Below are 14,553 nucleotides of genomic sequence, written 5' to 3' on the forward strand. Positions count from 1 at the left end.
CTCCCGGTTCCCGGTGCCTGCCGGTTCCCGGTGCCTACCGGCTCGCGCGGTCGAAGCGGGCGCGCAGGTCGGCGGCGCCCTCCTCGGTCAGGGAGCCGTGGAGCCGCATGCGGGCGACGCCGCCGTCGGGGAAGGCGTCGAGGCGCACATGGGTGACGACCGCGTGGGCGGGGAGCTTGAAGCGGTGCAGGGTGTCGGGCTGGAGGCGGGTGCGCGGGATGATCTCGAACCACTCGCCGGACTCGCCGTTGCGGCCCTGGAGGGCGATCCAGCCGGCCGAGTTGCCCTTCAGGTAGGCGGTGTCGATCTCGACGGCGCGGACGGCGCCCTGGGCGGGGAGGCGGAAGCGGACCCAGTCGTTGGTGCCGCGCACGCGGCGGCGGCGGTTCTCCCAGCCGTCGTCCATCTTGCGGGAGGTGCCGGGCAGGATGATCTGGGTCGGCGAGGAGTAGAACTTGTCGGAGGCGTCCTCGTACGACCCGCCGTTGAGGACGGAGAGCAGGTCGATCGTGCCGAGGAGGTCCAGCCACTCGGGGTCGGGCAGCACCTCGCCGTGGACGCGGAGGCGGGCGATGCCGCCGTCCGGGTGCTGGCAGAGGCGTACGTGGGTCCAGCGGCGGTCGCTGTCGATCGTGAAGCCGTTGGCGGCGTGGCCGCGGACGGGGGTCGGCGGGACCAGCTCCTCCCACTTCGCGTCGAGGAGCTCCTCGGGGCCGGGGCTGCCCTCGACGGCGGTGGCCTGGACGCTGACCTTCTGCGGGTAGTTGCCGCGGAAGTGGGCGGTGTCGACGATCAGGCCCCTGATGACGCCGGGGGCGCCGAGGCGGACGATCGCCCAGTCGTGGTCCTCGGGGGCGGGGAAGACGTTCGCGGCGTCGGCGCCGCGCCGGCGGCGGGTCTCCCAGCCGTCCATGATCTTGCCCTTGTGGCCGAAGTGCTCGGGGTCGAAGACGGCCCGCTCGCGGACGAGGAGGTTCTCGCGCTCGGCGAAGAACTCGTCGTTGGCGGCGACGACGCCGGCGCCGAGGCGGCGGTCGGCGAGGTCGACCAGCTCGGTGAAGGGGAAGTCACCGGTGCGGTAGTCGGCGTAGGGGTCACCTCCGCCGTAGGGGGCGGCGTCGTTGGCGTGCGGGTCCTGGGTGTCTTCGAGAGCGGTCATGCCTCGACTCTCCTCCGCCCCGGGCCCCCGGTCCATCGAATGTTTTCGATGGTGTCGTTCAGTTCCGCTGAAAGGTCTCGCGGGCGGCGGCGGCCTGCCGGAGGGCGGCGAGCACCCGGGCGACCGCCGGGCCGTCCTCGGCCCCGCGCCGGACGGCGGCGACGACGTGGCGGCGCGGCTGGTCGGCGGAGAGGACCCGCATGACGACCCCGGTGCCGCCGCGCCGGTCCGCCGAGGCCATCCGGGGGACGAGCGCGATGCCGAGCCCCGCCTCGACCATGGCGAGGATCGCGGTCCAGCCGGAGGCGCTGTGGGCCTGCTCGGGGACGAAGCCCGCGGCCTCGCAGGCGGCGGTGGTGATCTCGGACCAGGGGCCCGAGCCGCCGAAGATCCAGGGCTCGGCGGCGAGGTCGGCGAGGCGGAGGCCGGGGGCGTCGGCGAGCGGGTGGCCGGCGGGCAGGGCGACGTCGAGGGGGTCGGCGAGCAGCGGCATCCGGCTGAACTTGGGGTCGCGGGCGGTGGGCGCGTGGGCGGCGAGCGAGAGGGCCAGGTCGACCTCGCCGGCGGTGAGGAGTTCGTACGCCTCCCCCGCCTCGGCCTCCCGGACGCGGACGTCGAGCCCGGGGTGGGCGGTGCGGAGCCGGCGTACGGCGGGGACGAGGAGGGCGGGGACGGAGGTGGAGAAGGCGGCGACGCGGACCTGGCCGGCCTCGCCCCGCAGATAGCCGTCGAGTTCGGCGTCGGCGCGCTCCAGCTGGGCGAAGACCGCCTCGGCGTGGCGCAGCACGAGGTGGGCGGCGTCGGTGAGGCGGACGCGCCGCCCGTGCGCCTCCAGGAGGGGCACGCCGAGCTGCTTGGCGAGGTTGGTGAGCTGCTGGGAGACGGCCGAGGGGGTCATGAGCAGGGTCTCCGCGGTGGCGGTGACGGTGCCCCGGTCGCGCAGGGTACGCAGGATGTGCAGCTTCTTGATGTCCCACTCGGTCATGGGCGCAACCTACCTGGGGGTCCGCCTTCGTCCGGCCGGGGCCGGGCGTCCGGTGGCGGAGCCGAGCGCCACGCCGCCCAGGATCAGCGCCATGCAGGCCCCGCCGGCCAGGCCGAGGCGCTCGCCGAGGAGGAGGAAGGAGAGCAGGGCGACGCAGACGGGCTGGAGGTAGTAGACGACTCCGGCGCGGGCGGCGCCGATCAGGGAGATCGCCTTGTTCCAGGCGAAGAAGGCGACGGCGGAGGAGAACACGCCGATGTAGAGCAGGGGGCCGACGGTGCCGGGGACGACGGCGAAGCCGCCCTGGACGGCGAGGGAGACGGCGTAGGCGGGGGCGAGCATGAGCGCGCCGAGCACGAAGGTGGTGAGGAGGAAGGCGAGTCCGTCGAGCTCCGCGGGCCTGCGCCTGAGGAGCGCGCTGTACGAGGCGAAGGAGAGGGCCGCGGCGAACATCCAGAGGTCGCCGGCGGCGAGGTCGACGGCGAGGGAGCCCTTGCCGACGAGCAGCAGCACCCCGAGGACGGCGACGGCCATGCCCAGGAGGCGGCGGGGGCCGAGCCGTTCGCCGCCGAGGCGGGCGTAGGCCGCCATGATCACCGGCGAGGCGGCCATGATCATGCCCATGTTGGTGGCGGAGGTGGTGAGGCCGGCCTGGTGGACGAGGGTGTTGTAGAGGGCCACCCCGAACAGCGAGGCGAGGGCGGTGAATCCGAGGTGGCGGCGGAGGAGCGCGCGCTGCCGCCAGAGCCGGCGGGCGGCGAACGGGGCGACCGCGAGGAGGGCGATGACCCAGCGCCAGAACACGGCCTGGACGGGCGGGACGGAGTCGGCCATGTCGCGGGTGGCGACGAAGCTGCCGGACCAGACGACGGTGGCGAGGAGGGCGAGGAGCAGACCGAGACCGACACCCTTGGCGGGTGCCGGTCTGCGGGGTTCGTGCGGTTCGGTGGCGGTGGCCGGGGGTTCGGCGGGGGTGGTGGCAGCGGTCGGGTGACGGGGTGTCGTGAGGGTCATGCCGCCTACCGTCGCACCCCCGAAACCTCCAGGTCCATCGAAACTTCCTGACCATTCCTTTCAGTGGAGCTGAACGATCCGGAAGCGGGCCGCGCGGGCTTCGGCTTCGCGGGGGCCGTCTGGCCCACCAGGGTCGCGCCGAAGGCGATCACCATGCCGAGCACCTGGACCGGGCCGAGCGCCTGGCCGAGCGCGGCCCAGCCGATGACGGCGGCGGTGATCGGGGAGAGCGGGCCGAGGAGGGTGGCGGAGGAGGCGCCCAGCCGCTCGATGCCGCGGAACCAGAGGAAGTACGAGACCGCGGTGTTGCCGATGGCGAGGTAGGCGTAGCCGGCGAGGTTCGTGCCGGTGAGGGCCGGCGGGGCGCCCTCGGCCAGGAAGGCGACGGGGAGGATGACCAGGCCGCCCGCGGTGAGCTGCCAGCCGGTCATCGCCAGGGCGCCGACGCCCTCGGGGCGGCCCCAGCGCTTGGTGAGGACGACGCCGGCGGACATCGAGAGGGAGGAGAGCAGTCCGGCGCCCACGCCGAGCAGGTCGAAGGCGGCCCCGGCCTTGAGGACGACGAGACTGACGCCGAAGGCGGCGGCGACCGCGGTGAGCAGGGTCCGCACGGCGGGCTTCTCGCCGAGGAGGAGGGCCGCGAGGCCGACGACGAAGAGCGGGCCGACGGAGCCGACGACGGCGGCGACGCCACCGGGCAGCCGGTAGGCGGCGAGGAAGAGCAGCGGGAAGAAGGCGCCGATGTTGAGGGCCCCCAGGACCGCCGACTTCCACCACCAGGCGCCCCGCGGGAGCTTGCGGGTCAGCGCGAGGAGCAGCAGGCCGGCGGGCAGGGCCCGCATGAGGCCGGTGAAGAGGGGCCGGTCGGCGGGCAGGAACTCGGTGGTGACGAAGTAGGTCGAGCCCCAGGAGATCGGGGCGAGGGCGGTGAGCGCGACGGTGGCCGCCTTACGGGACATGGCAGGACTCCCCCTGGAGTGACGCGGTTCCGGTGGACCGGAGCCGCGATCGGCTTGGCGGTAATTAACTTAGCACTAAGCTACTTACTTGCAAGTGGCTTGCTTGCCGTCGACCGGAAGGAGAGGGAACACTGAGGCCATGAACACGCAGCCGCCCGCGCCCGACCCCGTCGACGCCATCGCCGCCCAGTGGGCGGTCGTCCGCCCCGACCTGGACACGCTCCCCATGGCCGTCTTCGGGCGGATCTACCGGCTCGCCGCCGCCATGCGGGGCCGGGTGGACAAGGCGTACGCGCCCTACGGGATGACGCTCGGGGAGTTCGACGTGCTCGCGACGCTGCGCCGCTCGGGAGCGCCGTACACGCTCTCGCCGCGCGAGCTGACCGCCACGCTGATGATCACCACCGGCGGGATGACCGGCCGGCTGGACAAGCTGGAGAAGGCCGGGCTGCTCACCCGCAACCCCGACCCGAACGACCGGCGCGGGCTGCGCGTCACGCTCACCGAGCGCGGCCGGGAACTGGTGGACCAGGCGGTCGGCGCCGGCCTGGAGCGGCAGCGGGAGGCAGTGGAGGCGGCGCTGACCGAGGAGGAGGCGGAGCAGCTGGCCGGACTGCTCCGGAAGCTGCTCACGACGACCGCGTGAGCGGGTGCGGAACGCGCGAGGGCGGGCCCGGGGCACGCGAGGGCGGGCCCGGAACGCGCGAGGGCGGGCCCGGGACGCACGTGAGCGGGTGCGGAACGCGCGAGGGCGCCGCACGGCCGGTGTCGGTCGTGCGGCGCCCTCGGAAACGGACGGGGGAGGCGGTTACGCCTTCTTGCGGGACTTGTCGAGGACCATCACCAGGCCGGCGATGACCAGGAACAGCACCACGGGGGCGACCACGAAGAGACCGAGGGTCTCGATGACCTCCAGCTTGGGGGCCGGGTCGTCACCGTCGTCGCGGGTCAGCGCGAGCGCGGGGGACGACATGAGCAGCATCATCAGCGTCGTACCGGCCGCGACGGCGCCGGCGCGCAGGGCGTTCTTCTTGTCCACGGTGCAAAAGTAGCGAACACCTAAACGGCCCGCGCGCCCGGGGGTGCCGTACGGGCTCCGACCCCCTCCGCGGCGGTCCGCAGCAGCGCGTGCGCGCGGGGCGAGGCGGCGATCCGCTCCAGGGTGAGCGGCTGCCCGTCGGGGCCCGCGACCGGCAGCCGCCAGTTGGGGTACTCGTCCCAGGTGCCCGGCAGGTTCTGCGGCCGGCGGTCGCCCACCAGGTCCGGCAGCCACACCCCGACCATGCGGGCCGGGGTGCGGGCCAGGAAGCGGTGGACGGCCCGGATCTCGGCCTCCTCGTCGCCCGGCCCCTCGGGGAGCAGCCCGAGCCGCTGGAGGACCCCGCGCCACTCGGCGGTCTCCGCCGCGTCGGACGCGCGCTCGCGGGCCAGGTCGCCGCCGAGCAGGGCGAGCCGGTGGCGCAGCAGCACGTGGTCGCCGGAGAGCCGGGCGGCCGTGGAGGGCAGGTCGTGGGTGGTGGCGGTGGCCACGCAGCCGGGCCGCCACGCCTCGGGCGGCAGCGGGGCGCCGCCGCCGTCCCAGTCCCGCTCGAACCAGAGCACGGAGGTGCCGAACACCCCGCGCGCGGCGAGCGCTTCGCGGACGCCCGGCTCGACCGTGCCCAGATCCTCGCCGACCACGAGGGCGCCGGCCCGGTGCGCCTCCAGGACGAGGACGGCGAGCATCGCCTCGGCGTCGTAGCGGACGTAGGTGCCCTCGGTGGGCTCCCGGCCCTCCGGCACCCACCAGAGGCGGAAGAGGCCCATCACGTGGTCGATGCGGAGCGCGCCCGCGTGCCGCAGCAGCTCGCGCAGGAGTCCGCGGTACGGGGCGTACCCGGCGGCGGCGAGGGCGTCGGGCCGCCACGGCGGCAGGCCCCAGTCCTGGCCGCGGGAGTTGAAGGCGTCGGGCGGGGCGCCGACCGACATCCCGGCGGCGAAGTCGCCCTGCCGGGCCCAGACGTCGGAGCCCTCCGGGTGCACGCCGACGGCCAGGTCGTGGACGATCCCGACCGCCATCCCCGCCTCACGGGCCGCGTCGGCGGCCTCGCCGAGCTGCCGGTCCGTCAGCCAGGCGAGCCGACAGTGGAAGTCGACCCGGGCGGCGAGGACCGCGTCGGCGAGGACCGCCGCCGCCGCTCCCTCGGGGGTGCGCAGCGGCCCGGGCCAGGAGCGCCAGTGGGGGCCGTGGCGCTCGGCGAGGGCCTGGTAGGTGGCGTGGTCCTCCAGGGCGCGGCCCCGCTCGGCGAGGAAGTCGTGGTAGTCGGCGCGCCGGCCGGGGCCGGTCTCCACGGCGGCGATCAGCTCCAGGGCGCGCAGCTTGAGCGCCCAGACGGCGTCCCGGTCGATGGCCGTGCCCTTGCCGAGGACGCGCTCGCGCAGCTCGGCGGCGGCGGCGAGGATCCGGTCCAGCTCCTCGCGGTGTCCGGCGGCCAGGTGGGCGTACTCGGGGATCTGCTCGATCCGCAGGTGGACGGGGTCGGGGAAGCGGCGGGAGGAGGGGCGGTACGGGGACGGGTCGGAGGGCGCCCCGGGCACGCCCGCGTGCAGCGGGTTGACCTGGACGAATCCGGCGCCGTGCGCGCGGCCCGCCCAGGAGACCAGTTCGCGCAGGTCGCCGAGGTCGCCCATGCCCCAGGAGCGTTCGGAGAGCAGCGAGTAGAGCTGGACGAGCAGGCCGTACGCGCGCGTGGCGGGGGCCGGGACCCGCGCGGGGGCGACGATGAGGGTGGCGCGGGCGGTGCGGCCGTCGGGCGCCTCGGCGTCCACGGTGTGCACGCCGAGCGGCAGCCGCTCCCAGTCGCCGCCGGTGTGGACGGCGCCGGTCTCGGTGGTGACCCGGAGCAGGGTCCCCTCGGGCAGGCCGGCGGGCGGGGCGGGCGGTCCGTCCCCGGTGTGCCGGACGAGGGTGGGCGGGAGCAGGCGCTCCCTGTCGGCCCGCTCCGCCGCGCCGAGGGCGGCGGCGACCGCCTCCGGGGTGGTGGCGTCCACCCCGAGGGCGCCGAGCACCGCGACCACGGTGGCCTCGGGCACGGGCACGGTGACGCCCTCGGACGGGCTGAACGCGGTGGCGACGCCGTGACGGGCGGCGAGGCGGGCCAGGGTCACTTCACACTCCGGTTGACTCCGTGCCGCACCGGTTTCCGGGGGCGGGGGGCTCGCTGGTGAGGGGTGCGGCGCCGGTGAGCGGCGGCTCGCTGGTGAGGGGTGCGGCGCCGGCCAGCGGCGGCTCGCTGGTCAGCGGCGCGCCGGCCGCCCACGAGGGTTCGCTGGTCAGCGGTGGGGTGGTGGCCTGCGCGGGTCCGCAGGGGGCGGCCTGGCGCGGGATCCGTATCCGCTCGGAGAGATGGCGGGCGGTCGTGGTCACGGGGGTCTCCCGGTTCGTCTCGACGTGGTGGCCGGCCGTACGGCTGATGGCCGGGGCCGTGGTGCGACGAGTGATAGCCCTACCCATCGCGCCTCGCTTTGCCCCTTTTACCGGGGGAAGACGGCGAAAGGGCGACAGCTCGCCGGAGGTTCACCGGGCAAAGCCGACACTTCGCCCCGTCGCATTGACACCCTCGTGCGAAGGGTGGTGGGGTCGTAACCCGCTCGTGACCAACCGGCGGGGCGGGGACCGCGTCTGACGATCCGGCGGGTCCGCGTCCCGGTGAAGGGAGACCCCGTGACCCCCGTGCGTCCGGGCCGCGGACCGCGTGCGGCGACCGCGGTCGCCGCCGCCGTGATCGGCGGGTTCCTCGGCGGTGCCGTGCCCGGCTCGGCGGGCGCCGCCCCGCTCCCCGCCTCGGTGCCGGACCTGGCCGCCGCCCCGCTCCCCGACCTGGCCGCCGCTCCGGCGGCTCCCTCCGGCCCGCTCGCGGCCCCGGCCGTACCGTCGCCCCGTACGGGCTCCGCGCGCGCGGGGGCGCCCTCCGTGTGGCCCCGGCCTCAGTCGCTGACGGCCGCCGGGCCCGCCGTGCGCCTCGGGGAGCGGGTGACCCTGGTCGCGGACGGCGACGCCGACCGGTACGCCCTCGCGGCGCTGCGGGAGCTGCTCGCCGACGCCGGGGTGCGGACGGTGCACGAGGGGCTGCCGGGCACGGGCCCGGTGCTCCGCGTCTCGGGTCCCTCCGGGGAGGCGGCGCAGGAGGCGCTGGCCTCGTTCGGGGTGGCCGAGCGGGGCGACCTGCCCGACGGCGGCTACCGGCTGGCCACCGGCCGCTTCGGCGGGCGGGACACCGTGGTGCTGGACGGGACGGGCGAGGACGGCCTGTTCCACGCGGTGCAGACGCTCCGCGGGCTGCTCGGCGAGGGGCCGGACGGCGTCGGCGGCGAGGTGCCGGGCGTCGTCGTCCGGGACTGGCCCGGCACCGCCGAGCGGGGGCTCACCGAGGGCTTCTACGGCACGCCGTGGACGACGGAGCAGCGCCTGGCGATGGTCGACTTCCTGGGCCGCACCAAGCAGAACCGCTACCTCTACGCGCCCGGTGACGACCCGTACCGCGCGGCGCGGTGGCGCGAGCCCTATCCGGCGGCGCAGCGGGCCGGGTTCCTCGCGCTGGCCGAGCGGGCCCGGGCCCGGCACGTGACGCTCGGCTGGGCGGTGGCCCCGGCGCAGTCGATGTGCCTGTCCTCGGACGCGGACCTGGCGGTGCTGACGCGGAAGCTGGACGCGATGCGGGAGCTGGGTTTCCGCTCCTTCCAGCTCCAGTTCCCGGACGCCGGGTTCGGCGAGTGGACCTGCGACGAGGACGCCGACGCCTTCGGGCGGGACGCGGCGGGCGCGGCCAGGGCGCACGCGCGCGTGGCGAACGCGGTGGCCCGGCACCTCGCCGAGCGGCATCCGGACGTGGAGCCGCTGACGGTGCTGCCGACGGAGTACTACCAGGAGGGCACCAGCGAGTACCGGTCGGCGCTGGCGCGGGCGCTGGACGGGCGCGTGCGGGTGGCGTGGACGGGCGTCGGGGTGGTGCCGCGCACCATCACCGGCACCGAACTGGCCGGGGTGCGGGCGGCCCTGGGCCAGCGGCCGCTGGTCACCATGGACAACTACCCGGTGAACGACTACGCGCAGGACCGGCTCTTCCTGGGGCCCTCCACGGGCCGGGAGCCGGCCGTGGCGGCCGGTTCGGCCGCCTATCTGGCGCACGCGATGGAGCAGCCCTCGGCCTCCCGGATCCCGCTCTTCACCACCGCCGACTTCGCCTGGAACCCGCGCGGCTACCGGCCGGCGGAGTCCTGGCGGGCGGCCGTCGACGACCTGGCGGGCCCCGGGGCGGCGGCGCGGGAGGCGCTCGGCGCGCTGGCCGGGAACGCGGCCTCGTCGCTCCTCGCCCCGGACGCCGAGTCCGCCGGTCTGAAGCCGCTGATGCGCGCCTTCTGGTCGGCCCGCGCCTCGGGCACGGCGGCGGCGCGGGAGCGGGCGGGGCGCGAGCTGCGGGCCGCGTTCACCGTGATGCGGGAGGCGCCCGAGCGGCTGTCCGGCACGGCGGGCGGCGCGCTGCGCGCCGAGGCCGGGCCGTGGCTGGAGCAGCTGTCCCGGTACGGGGCGGCGGGCGAGGCGGCCGTCGACATGCTGCTCGCCCAGGGGCGCGGTGACGGTCCCGCGGCCTGGCAGGCGCAGTTGCGCCTGGAGCCGCTGCGGCCGCGGATCGCGGCGAGCGGGGCGACGGTCGGCGACGGGGTCCTCGACCCGTTCCTGGAGCGGGCGGTGAAGGAGGCGGCGGCCTGGACGGGCGCCGACCGGGACCCGGAGCGCGAGGTGGACCGGGCCGCCGGTTCGTACACGGTGAAGCTGGACCGGGAGCGGCCGGTGGAGGCGGTGACGGTCCTCGCCGGTCCGCCGGCGGACCGGAAGCCGGCGGACGAGGCGGACGAGGCGGACGGGAAAGAGGCCGGGAAGCCGCCGGAGGGCGGCGGGTCCGGGGCGGACGGCCCGGCGCACGCGCGCGTGGAGGCGTACGTGGCGGACGAGGGCTGGCGGTCGCTGGGCCCGCTGTCCTCCTCCGGCTGGACGCAGACCGAGCTGAAGGGGCTGCGCGCCGAGGCGCTGCGGATCGTCTGGGACGGCGAGGGTCCGGCGCCCGACGTGCGGTCGCTGGTGCCGTGGTTCGCGGACGGCCCCGAGGCCGGTCTGGAACTGGCCCGGACGGAGACGGACCTGGAGATCGGCGGCGCCGCGGGCCGGGTGGACCTGGAGCTGACGGGCCGCCGGGCGGCCGGGGTGCGGGGCCCGCTGACGGCGAAGGCGCCGAAGGGCATCACCGTACGGCTGCCGAAGGAGGCCGCGGTGGAGCGCGGCGGCACGACGACGGTGCCGATGGAGGTGTCGGTGGCGCCCGGCACGGCGTCCGGGGAGTACCGGGTGCCGGTGTCGTTCGCGGGCGAGGAGCGGGTGCTGACGGTGCGGGCCTTCCCGCGCACCGGCGGCCCGGACCTGGCTCGGTCGGCGACGGCGTCCTCGTCCGGCGACGAGACGGCGGACTTCCCGGCCGCGCTGGCGGTGGACGGCGATCCGGAGACCCGCTGGTCCTCGCCCGCGGAGGACGGGGCCTGGTTCCAGCTGGAGCTGGCCGGGCCGGCCCGGATAGGCCAGGTGGTCCTGCACTGGCAGGACGCGCACGCCTCCCGCTACCGGGTGCAGGTCTCCGCCGACGGCCGGAACTGGCGCACCGCGGCGACCGTCACGGACGGGCGCGGCGGCCGGGAGTCGGTGCGGATGGACGCGGCGGACACCCGTTTCCTGCGGGTGCAGGGCGAGAAGCGGGCGACCCCGTACGGCTACTCGCTCTGGTCGGTGGAGACGTACGCGGTGACGCCGGAGCGGGCAACGGAGAACTCCGGGACTCCGAAGGCACCGGAGGACCCCGGGAACCCCGAGAGCCCCGGGAACCCCGAGAGCCCCGAGGCGTCGGCCGCGACGCCCGAGGCGCCGGAGCCGGACGCGCCGGAGGAGAGCACCGCCCCCTGACAGCGGACGCGCCGGAGGAGGGCGCCGCTCCCCGAGAGCGGCACCCTCCTCCGTCCGGCCCGGTCCGCGTACGCGAAAGGCCCGGATCTCAGCCGGTCGTCAACGCCCCCGCTGGGGTGTCGGCGACGGAGTCGATCCGGGCCATCGCGTCCTCGGCGCCGTACGGCGTGAGGTAGGGCAGCCACCGTGGGTCCCGGTGGCCGGTGCCGATGATCCGCCAGGCCAGGCCGGTCGGCGGCGCGGGTTGGTGGCGCAGCCGCCAGCCGAGCTCCCGCAGGTGCCGGTCCGCCTTGACGTGGTTGCAGCGGCGGCAGGCGGCCACCACGTTCTCCCACGCGTGCGTCCCGCCGCGGCTGCGCGGGATGACGTGGTCGACGCTGGTCGCCACTCCCCCGCAGTACATGCAGCGCCCGCCGTCGCGGGCGAAGAGGGCCCGGCGGGTCAAGGGAACGGGCCCCCGGTAGGGGACCCGCACGAACCGCTTCAGCCGTACCACGCTGGGCGCGGGGACGATCTGATGCTCGCTGTGCAGGAAGGCGCCGGACTCCTCGATGCAGAGGGCCTTGTTCTCCAGTACGAGGACGAGTGCGCGGCGGAGCGGTACGACGCCCAGGGGCTCGTACGACGCGTTGAGGACCAGGACATGCGGCACGGATGCCTCCTATGGCGCCGGCGGCGCGTGGCTCGCGCCGGGACGAACTGCTCTCAGTCTCTCCTCATGCCTGGTCGGAGCGCCACCACGTTCCCGCGATCGCGTGGGGCGGGCCGGACGTGTTCTCGACCACAGCGGCATGTCTCCCGGGTATGTGCCCGGGTGAGGTCCGTCTCTCCCTCGAACAGGGGCAACGGTTCGGTGTCCTGGGCCCCGTAGGGTGGATGGCCTGCGTACGCGATGCCTGGAGGTTGTCCCGTGTCCTGGTCCGTCCTGGCGGCCGCCAACGACCCCGAGTCCATCCCGGTGACTCTGGACGAGGCGGCGGAGAAGGCCACCAACGCGGCGAGCTGGGTGGAACAGAACTGGTCCACCTGGCTGAACACCGGTCTGCGGATCCTGCTGATCGTGGTGGTCGCCCTGCTGCTGCGGTGGGCCGTCCGCCGCGCCCTGACGAAGCTGATCGAGCGGATGAACCGCTCCGCCCAGGCGGTGGAGGGGACCGCGCTCGGCGGTCTGCTCGTCAACGCGGAGCGGAGGCGGCAGCGGTCCGAGGCGATCGGCTCGGTGCTGCGCTCGGTGGCGTCCTTCCTGATCCTGGGCACCGCCGGACTGATGATCCTGGGCGCCTTCGCCATCGATCTGGCGCCGCTGCTGGCCTCGGCCGGCGTGGCCGGCGTCGCGATCGGCTTCGGCGCGCGGAACCTGGTGACGGACTTCCTCTCCGGCGTCTTCATGATCCTGGAGGACCAGTACGGCGTCGGCGACTCGGTGGACGCGGGCGTGGCCTCCGGCGAGGTCGTCGAGGTGGGGCTGCGGGTGACGAAGCTGCGCGGCATCGACGGCGAGATCTGGTACGTGCGCAACGGCGAGATCAAGCGCATAGGGAACCTCAGCCAGGGCTGGGCGACGGCCTCGGTGGACGTGACGGTCCGGCCGACGGAGGACCTGGACCAGGTGCAGGCCGTGATCACGGCGGCGGGCGAGGCCATGGCCAAGGACGAGCCGTGGAACGAGCGGCTGTGGGGCCCGGTGGAGATCCTCGGTCTGACCGAGGTGCTGCTGGACTCGATGACCGTCCGGGTCTCCGCGAAGACGATGCCGGGCAAGAAGCTGGGCGTCGAGCGCGAGCTGCGGTGGCGGATCAAGCGGGGTCTGGACGAGGCCGGCATCCGGATCGTCGGCGGGCTGCCCGCGCAGGCGGAGGAGCCGGCGCCGGCCGATCCGACGGCGGGCATGGCGGCCCCCTCGGCGTTCTCCAGCGCGACCTCGCCGCAGTCGGCGGCGGCCACCCCGCTGCCGAGGACGGACCTCAGCAAGCCCTGACCCCGGGAAGGTCCCCCGGGCTCCGCACCACCCCCCGGGCTCCACGACCGGGCTCCACGACACCCCCGCCGGTAACGCTTCGGTTGCCGTCGGGGGTGTCGTGCGTGTGCGGGTATTGACGGCCCGCCGACGCCGTCCTACCGTCCTCCCCACCGGATAGGAAACTTTCCTAACAGTGTGGTGGAGGAAGCGGCGGCCGTCAGGCGCCACCATGGCCTCCCGGCGTCGAAAGGGCAGGTGCGACGGACATGGCAGGTACCCAGGGAACCCCTGGCACCCCGCGCGTCCTGCGGGCCATGAACGACCGCGCGGCGCTCGACCTCCTCCTGGAGCACGGCACCCTCTCGCGGACCCGGATCGGCAAGCTCACCGGCCTCTCCAAGCCGACCGCCTCCCAGCTCCTCGCCCGCCTCGAAGCCGCCGGGCTCGTCCGCGCCACCGGCACCACCGAGGGCCGCCCCGGCCCCAGCGCCCAGCTGTACGCCCTCGACCCGAGCGCCGGGTACGCCGCCGGGCTCGACGTGAACCAGCACCGCATCCGCGCCGCCGTCGCCGACATCACCGGCGCCGTCACCGGCGAGTACGAGCTCCGCACCGGGGGGCGTACCGGGGACGGCGTGGTCCGGCAGGTCACCGACGCCCTCGACGGGGCCGTCAAGGCCGCCGGGCTCACCCGGGCCGACGTCCGCCGCCTGGTCATCGGCACCCCCGGCGCCTTCGACCCGGCCACCGGACGGCTCCGGTACGCCTCCCACCTGCCCGGCTGGCACTCCCCCACCCTCCTGGAGGAGCTGGCCGCGGTCCTGCCGATGCCCTTCGAGTACGAGAACGACGTGAACCTGGTCGCGGTCGCCGAGCGGGCCCTGGGCGCCGCCCGGGGCCACGAGGACTTCGTCCTGCTGTGGAACGAGGAGGGCCTCGGCGCCGCCCTCGTCCTCGGCGGCCGGCTGCACCGCGGCTTCACCGGCGGCGCCGGCGAGGTCGGCTTCCTGCCGGTCCCCGGCACCCCGCTGGTCCGCCAGGTCACCAAGGCCAACTCCGGCGGCTTCCAGGAGCTCGCCGGCGTCCAGTCGGTGCCCCGGATCGCCCGCGCGGCCGGCCTCGACACCCCCGACCACCCCTATGTGCCGGTGGCGTCCGGGCTGCTCGCCCGCGCCGCCGAGACGCCCGACGAGGGACCGTACGCGGAGCTGCTCGACCGGTACGCCGAGCGCGTCGCCACCGGCCTCGCCTCGCTCACCGCCGTCCTCGACCCCGGCCTGATCGTCCTCTCCGGAGACGTCCTCGTCGCCGGCGGCGAACCGCTGCGCGCCCGGATCCAGGCCGAGCTCGCCGACCTCGCGGCCTCCCGGCCACGGCTCGTCCTCGCCGCCGTCCCCCGTGAACCCGTGCTGCGCGGGGCGCTGGAGAGCGCCCTCGCCACCACCCGCGACGAGGTCTTCGACACCTCGCGCTGACCCGTCCTTCCCC

At 75.6% G+C, this 14,553-nt stretch carries 12 protein-coding genes; 4 read left to right on the forward strand and 8 right to left on the reverse strand.

The window, feature by feature from the left end; translation table 11 throughout:
* Nucleotides 1–34: 34 nt before the first annotated feature.
* Genes alc through ACIGHB_RS22880 form a run of 4 tightly spaced genes read right to left on the reverse strand, consistent with a single transcriptional unit; the run spans nucleotide 35 to nucleotide 4,117 of the window.
* On the reverse strand, nucleotides 35–1,159 hold the full coding sequence (gene alc / locus ACIGHB_RS22865) for an allantoicase (protein WP_360309463.1): 1,125 nt from the start codon (nucleotides 1,157–1,159) through the stop codon (nucleotides 35–37).
* A gap of 58 nt (nucleotides 1,160–1,217) precedes the next feature.
* Nucleotides 1,218–2,144 carry a LysR family transcriptional regulator gene (locus ACIGHB_RS22870; RefSeq protein WP_360309465.1) on the reverse strand — a complete coding sequence of 309 codons (927 nt, stop codon included), beginning with the start codon at nucleotides 2,142–2,144 and terminating at the stop codon, nucleotides 1,218–1,220.
* A 9-nt stretch (nucleotides 2,145–2,153) separates the two neighbouring features.
* Nucleotides 2,154–3,158, reverse strand: coding sequence for a DMT family transporter (locus ACIGHB_RS22875; RefSeq protein WP_399915448.1), 1,005 nt, complete (start codon nucleotides 3,156–3,158; stop codon nucleotides 2,154–2,156).
* Nucleotides 3,159–3,163: 5 nt separating this feature from the next.
* Nucleotides 3,164–4,117 (reverse strand): EamA family transporter, encoded by a 954-nt coding sequence (locus tag ACIGHB_RS22880; protein WP_399915450.1) that lies wholly within the window; start codon nucleotides 4,115–4,117, stop codon nucleotides 3,164–3,166.
* A gap of 139 nt (nucleotides 4,118–4,256) precedes the next feature.
* Between ACIGHB_RS22880 and ACIGHB_RS22885 the strand changes: the two genes are divergently transcribed.
* Complete coding sequence (locus tag ACIGHB_RS22885; protein ID WP_399915452.1) at nucleotides 4,257–4,763, forward strand: MarR family winged helix-turn-helix transcriptional regulator; 507 nt, start codon at nucleotides 4,257–4,259, stop codon at nucleotides 4,761–4,763.
* A gap of 162 nt (nucleotides 4,764–4,925) precedes the next feature.
* Here ACIGHB_RS22885 and ACIGHB_RS22890 read toward each other — a convergent pair whose 3' ends face one another.
* Genes ACIGHB_RS22890 through ACIGHB_RS22900 form a run of 3 tightly spaced genes read right to left on the reverse strand, consistent with a single transcriptional unit; the run spans nucleotide 4,926 to nucleotide 7,490 of the window.
* Nucleotides 4,926–5,156, reverse strand: a complete 231-nt coding sequence (locus ACIGHB_RS22890; RefSeq protein WP_360309473.1) for a hypothetical protein — start codon at nucleotides 5,154–5,156, stop codon at nucleotides 4,926–4,928.
* 20 nt (nucleotides 5,157–5,176) lie between these two features.
* Nucleotides 5,177–7,264, reverse strand: a complete 2,088-nt coding sequence (malQ, locus tag ACIGHB_RS22895; protein ID WP_399915455.1) for a 4-alpha-glucanotransferase — start codon at nucleotides 7,262–7,264, stop codon at nucleotides 5,177–5,179.
* Nucleotide 7,265: 1 nt separating this feature from the next.
* Nucleotides 7,266–7,490 carry a hypothetical protein gene (locus tag ACIGHB_RS22900; RefSeq protein WP_388877942.1) on the reverse strand — a complete coding sequence of 75 codons (225 nt, stop codon included), beginning with the start codon at nucleotides 7,488–7,490 and terminating at the stop codon, nucleotides 7,266–7,268.
* A 339-nt stretch (nucleotides 7,491–7,829) separates the two neighbouring features.
* Here ACIGHB_RS22900 and ACIGHB_RS22905 point away from each other — a divergent pair, with 339 nt between their 5' ends.
* On the forward strand, nucleotides 7,830–11,105 hold the full coding sequence (locus ACIGHB_RS22905) for a beta-N-acetylglucosaminidase domain-containing protein (RefSeq protein WP_399915653.1): 3,276 nt from the start codon (nucleotides 7,830–7,832) through the stop codon (nucleotides 11,103–11,105).
* A gap of 88 nt (nucleotides 11,106–11,193) precedes the next feature.
* Here the strand turns inward: ACIGHB_RS22905 and ACIGHB_RS22910 are convergent, their stop codons facing one another.
* On the reverse strand, nucleotides 11,194–11,757 hold the full coding sequence (locus tag ACIGHB_RS22910; RefSeq protein ID WP_360309477.1) for an HNH endonuclease: 564 nt from the start codon (nucleotides 11,755–11,757) through the stop codon (nucleotides 11,194–11,196).
* A gap of 240 nt (nucleotides 11,758–11,997) precedes the next feature.
* Here ACIGHB_RS22910 and ACIGHB_RS22915 point away from each other — a divergent pair, with 240 nt between their 5' ends.
* Both ACIGHB_RS22915 and ACIGHB_RS22920 read left to right on the forward strand, forming a co-directional pair.
* Nucleotides 11,998–13,083, forward strand: a complete 1,086-nt coding sequence (locus ACIGHB_RS22915) for a mechanosensitive ion channel family protein (RefSeq protein WP_360309479.1) — start codon at nucleotides 11,998–12,000, stop codon at nucleotides 13,081–13,083.
* Nucleotides 13,084–13,331: 248 nt separating this feature from the next.
* Nucleotides 13,332–14,540 (forward strand): ROK family protein, encoded by a 1,209-nt coding sequence (locus ACIGHB_RS22920; RefSeq protein ID WP_388877779.1) that lies wholly within the window; start codon nucleotides 13,332–13,334, stop codon nucleotides 14,538–14,540.
* Nucleotides 14,541–14,553: the final 13 nt, after the last annotated feature.

The organism is Streptomyces sp. NPDC085460, from assembly GCF_044541975.1.
Classification (GTDB): domain Bacteria; phylum Actinomycetota; class Actinomycetes; order Streptomycetales; family Streptomycetaceae; genus Streptomyces.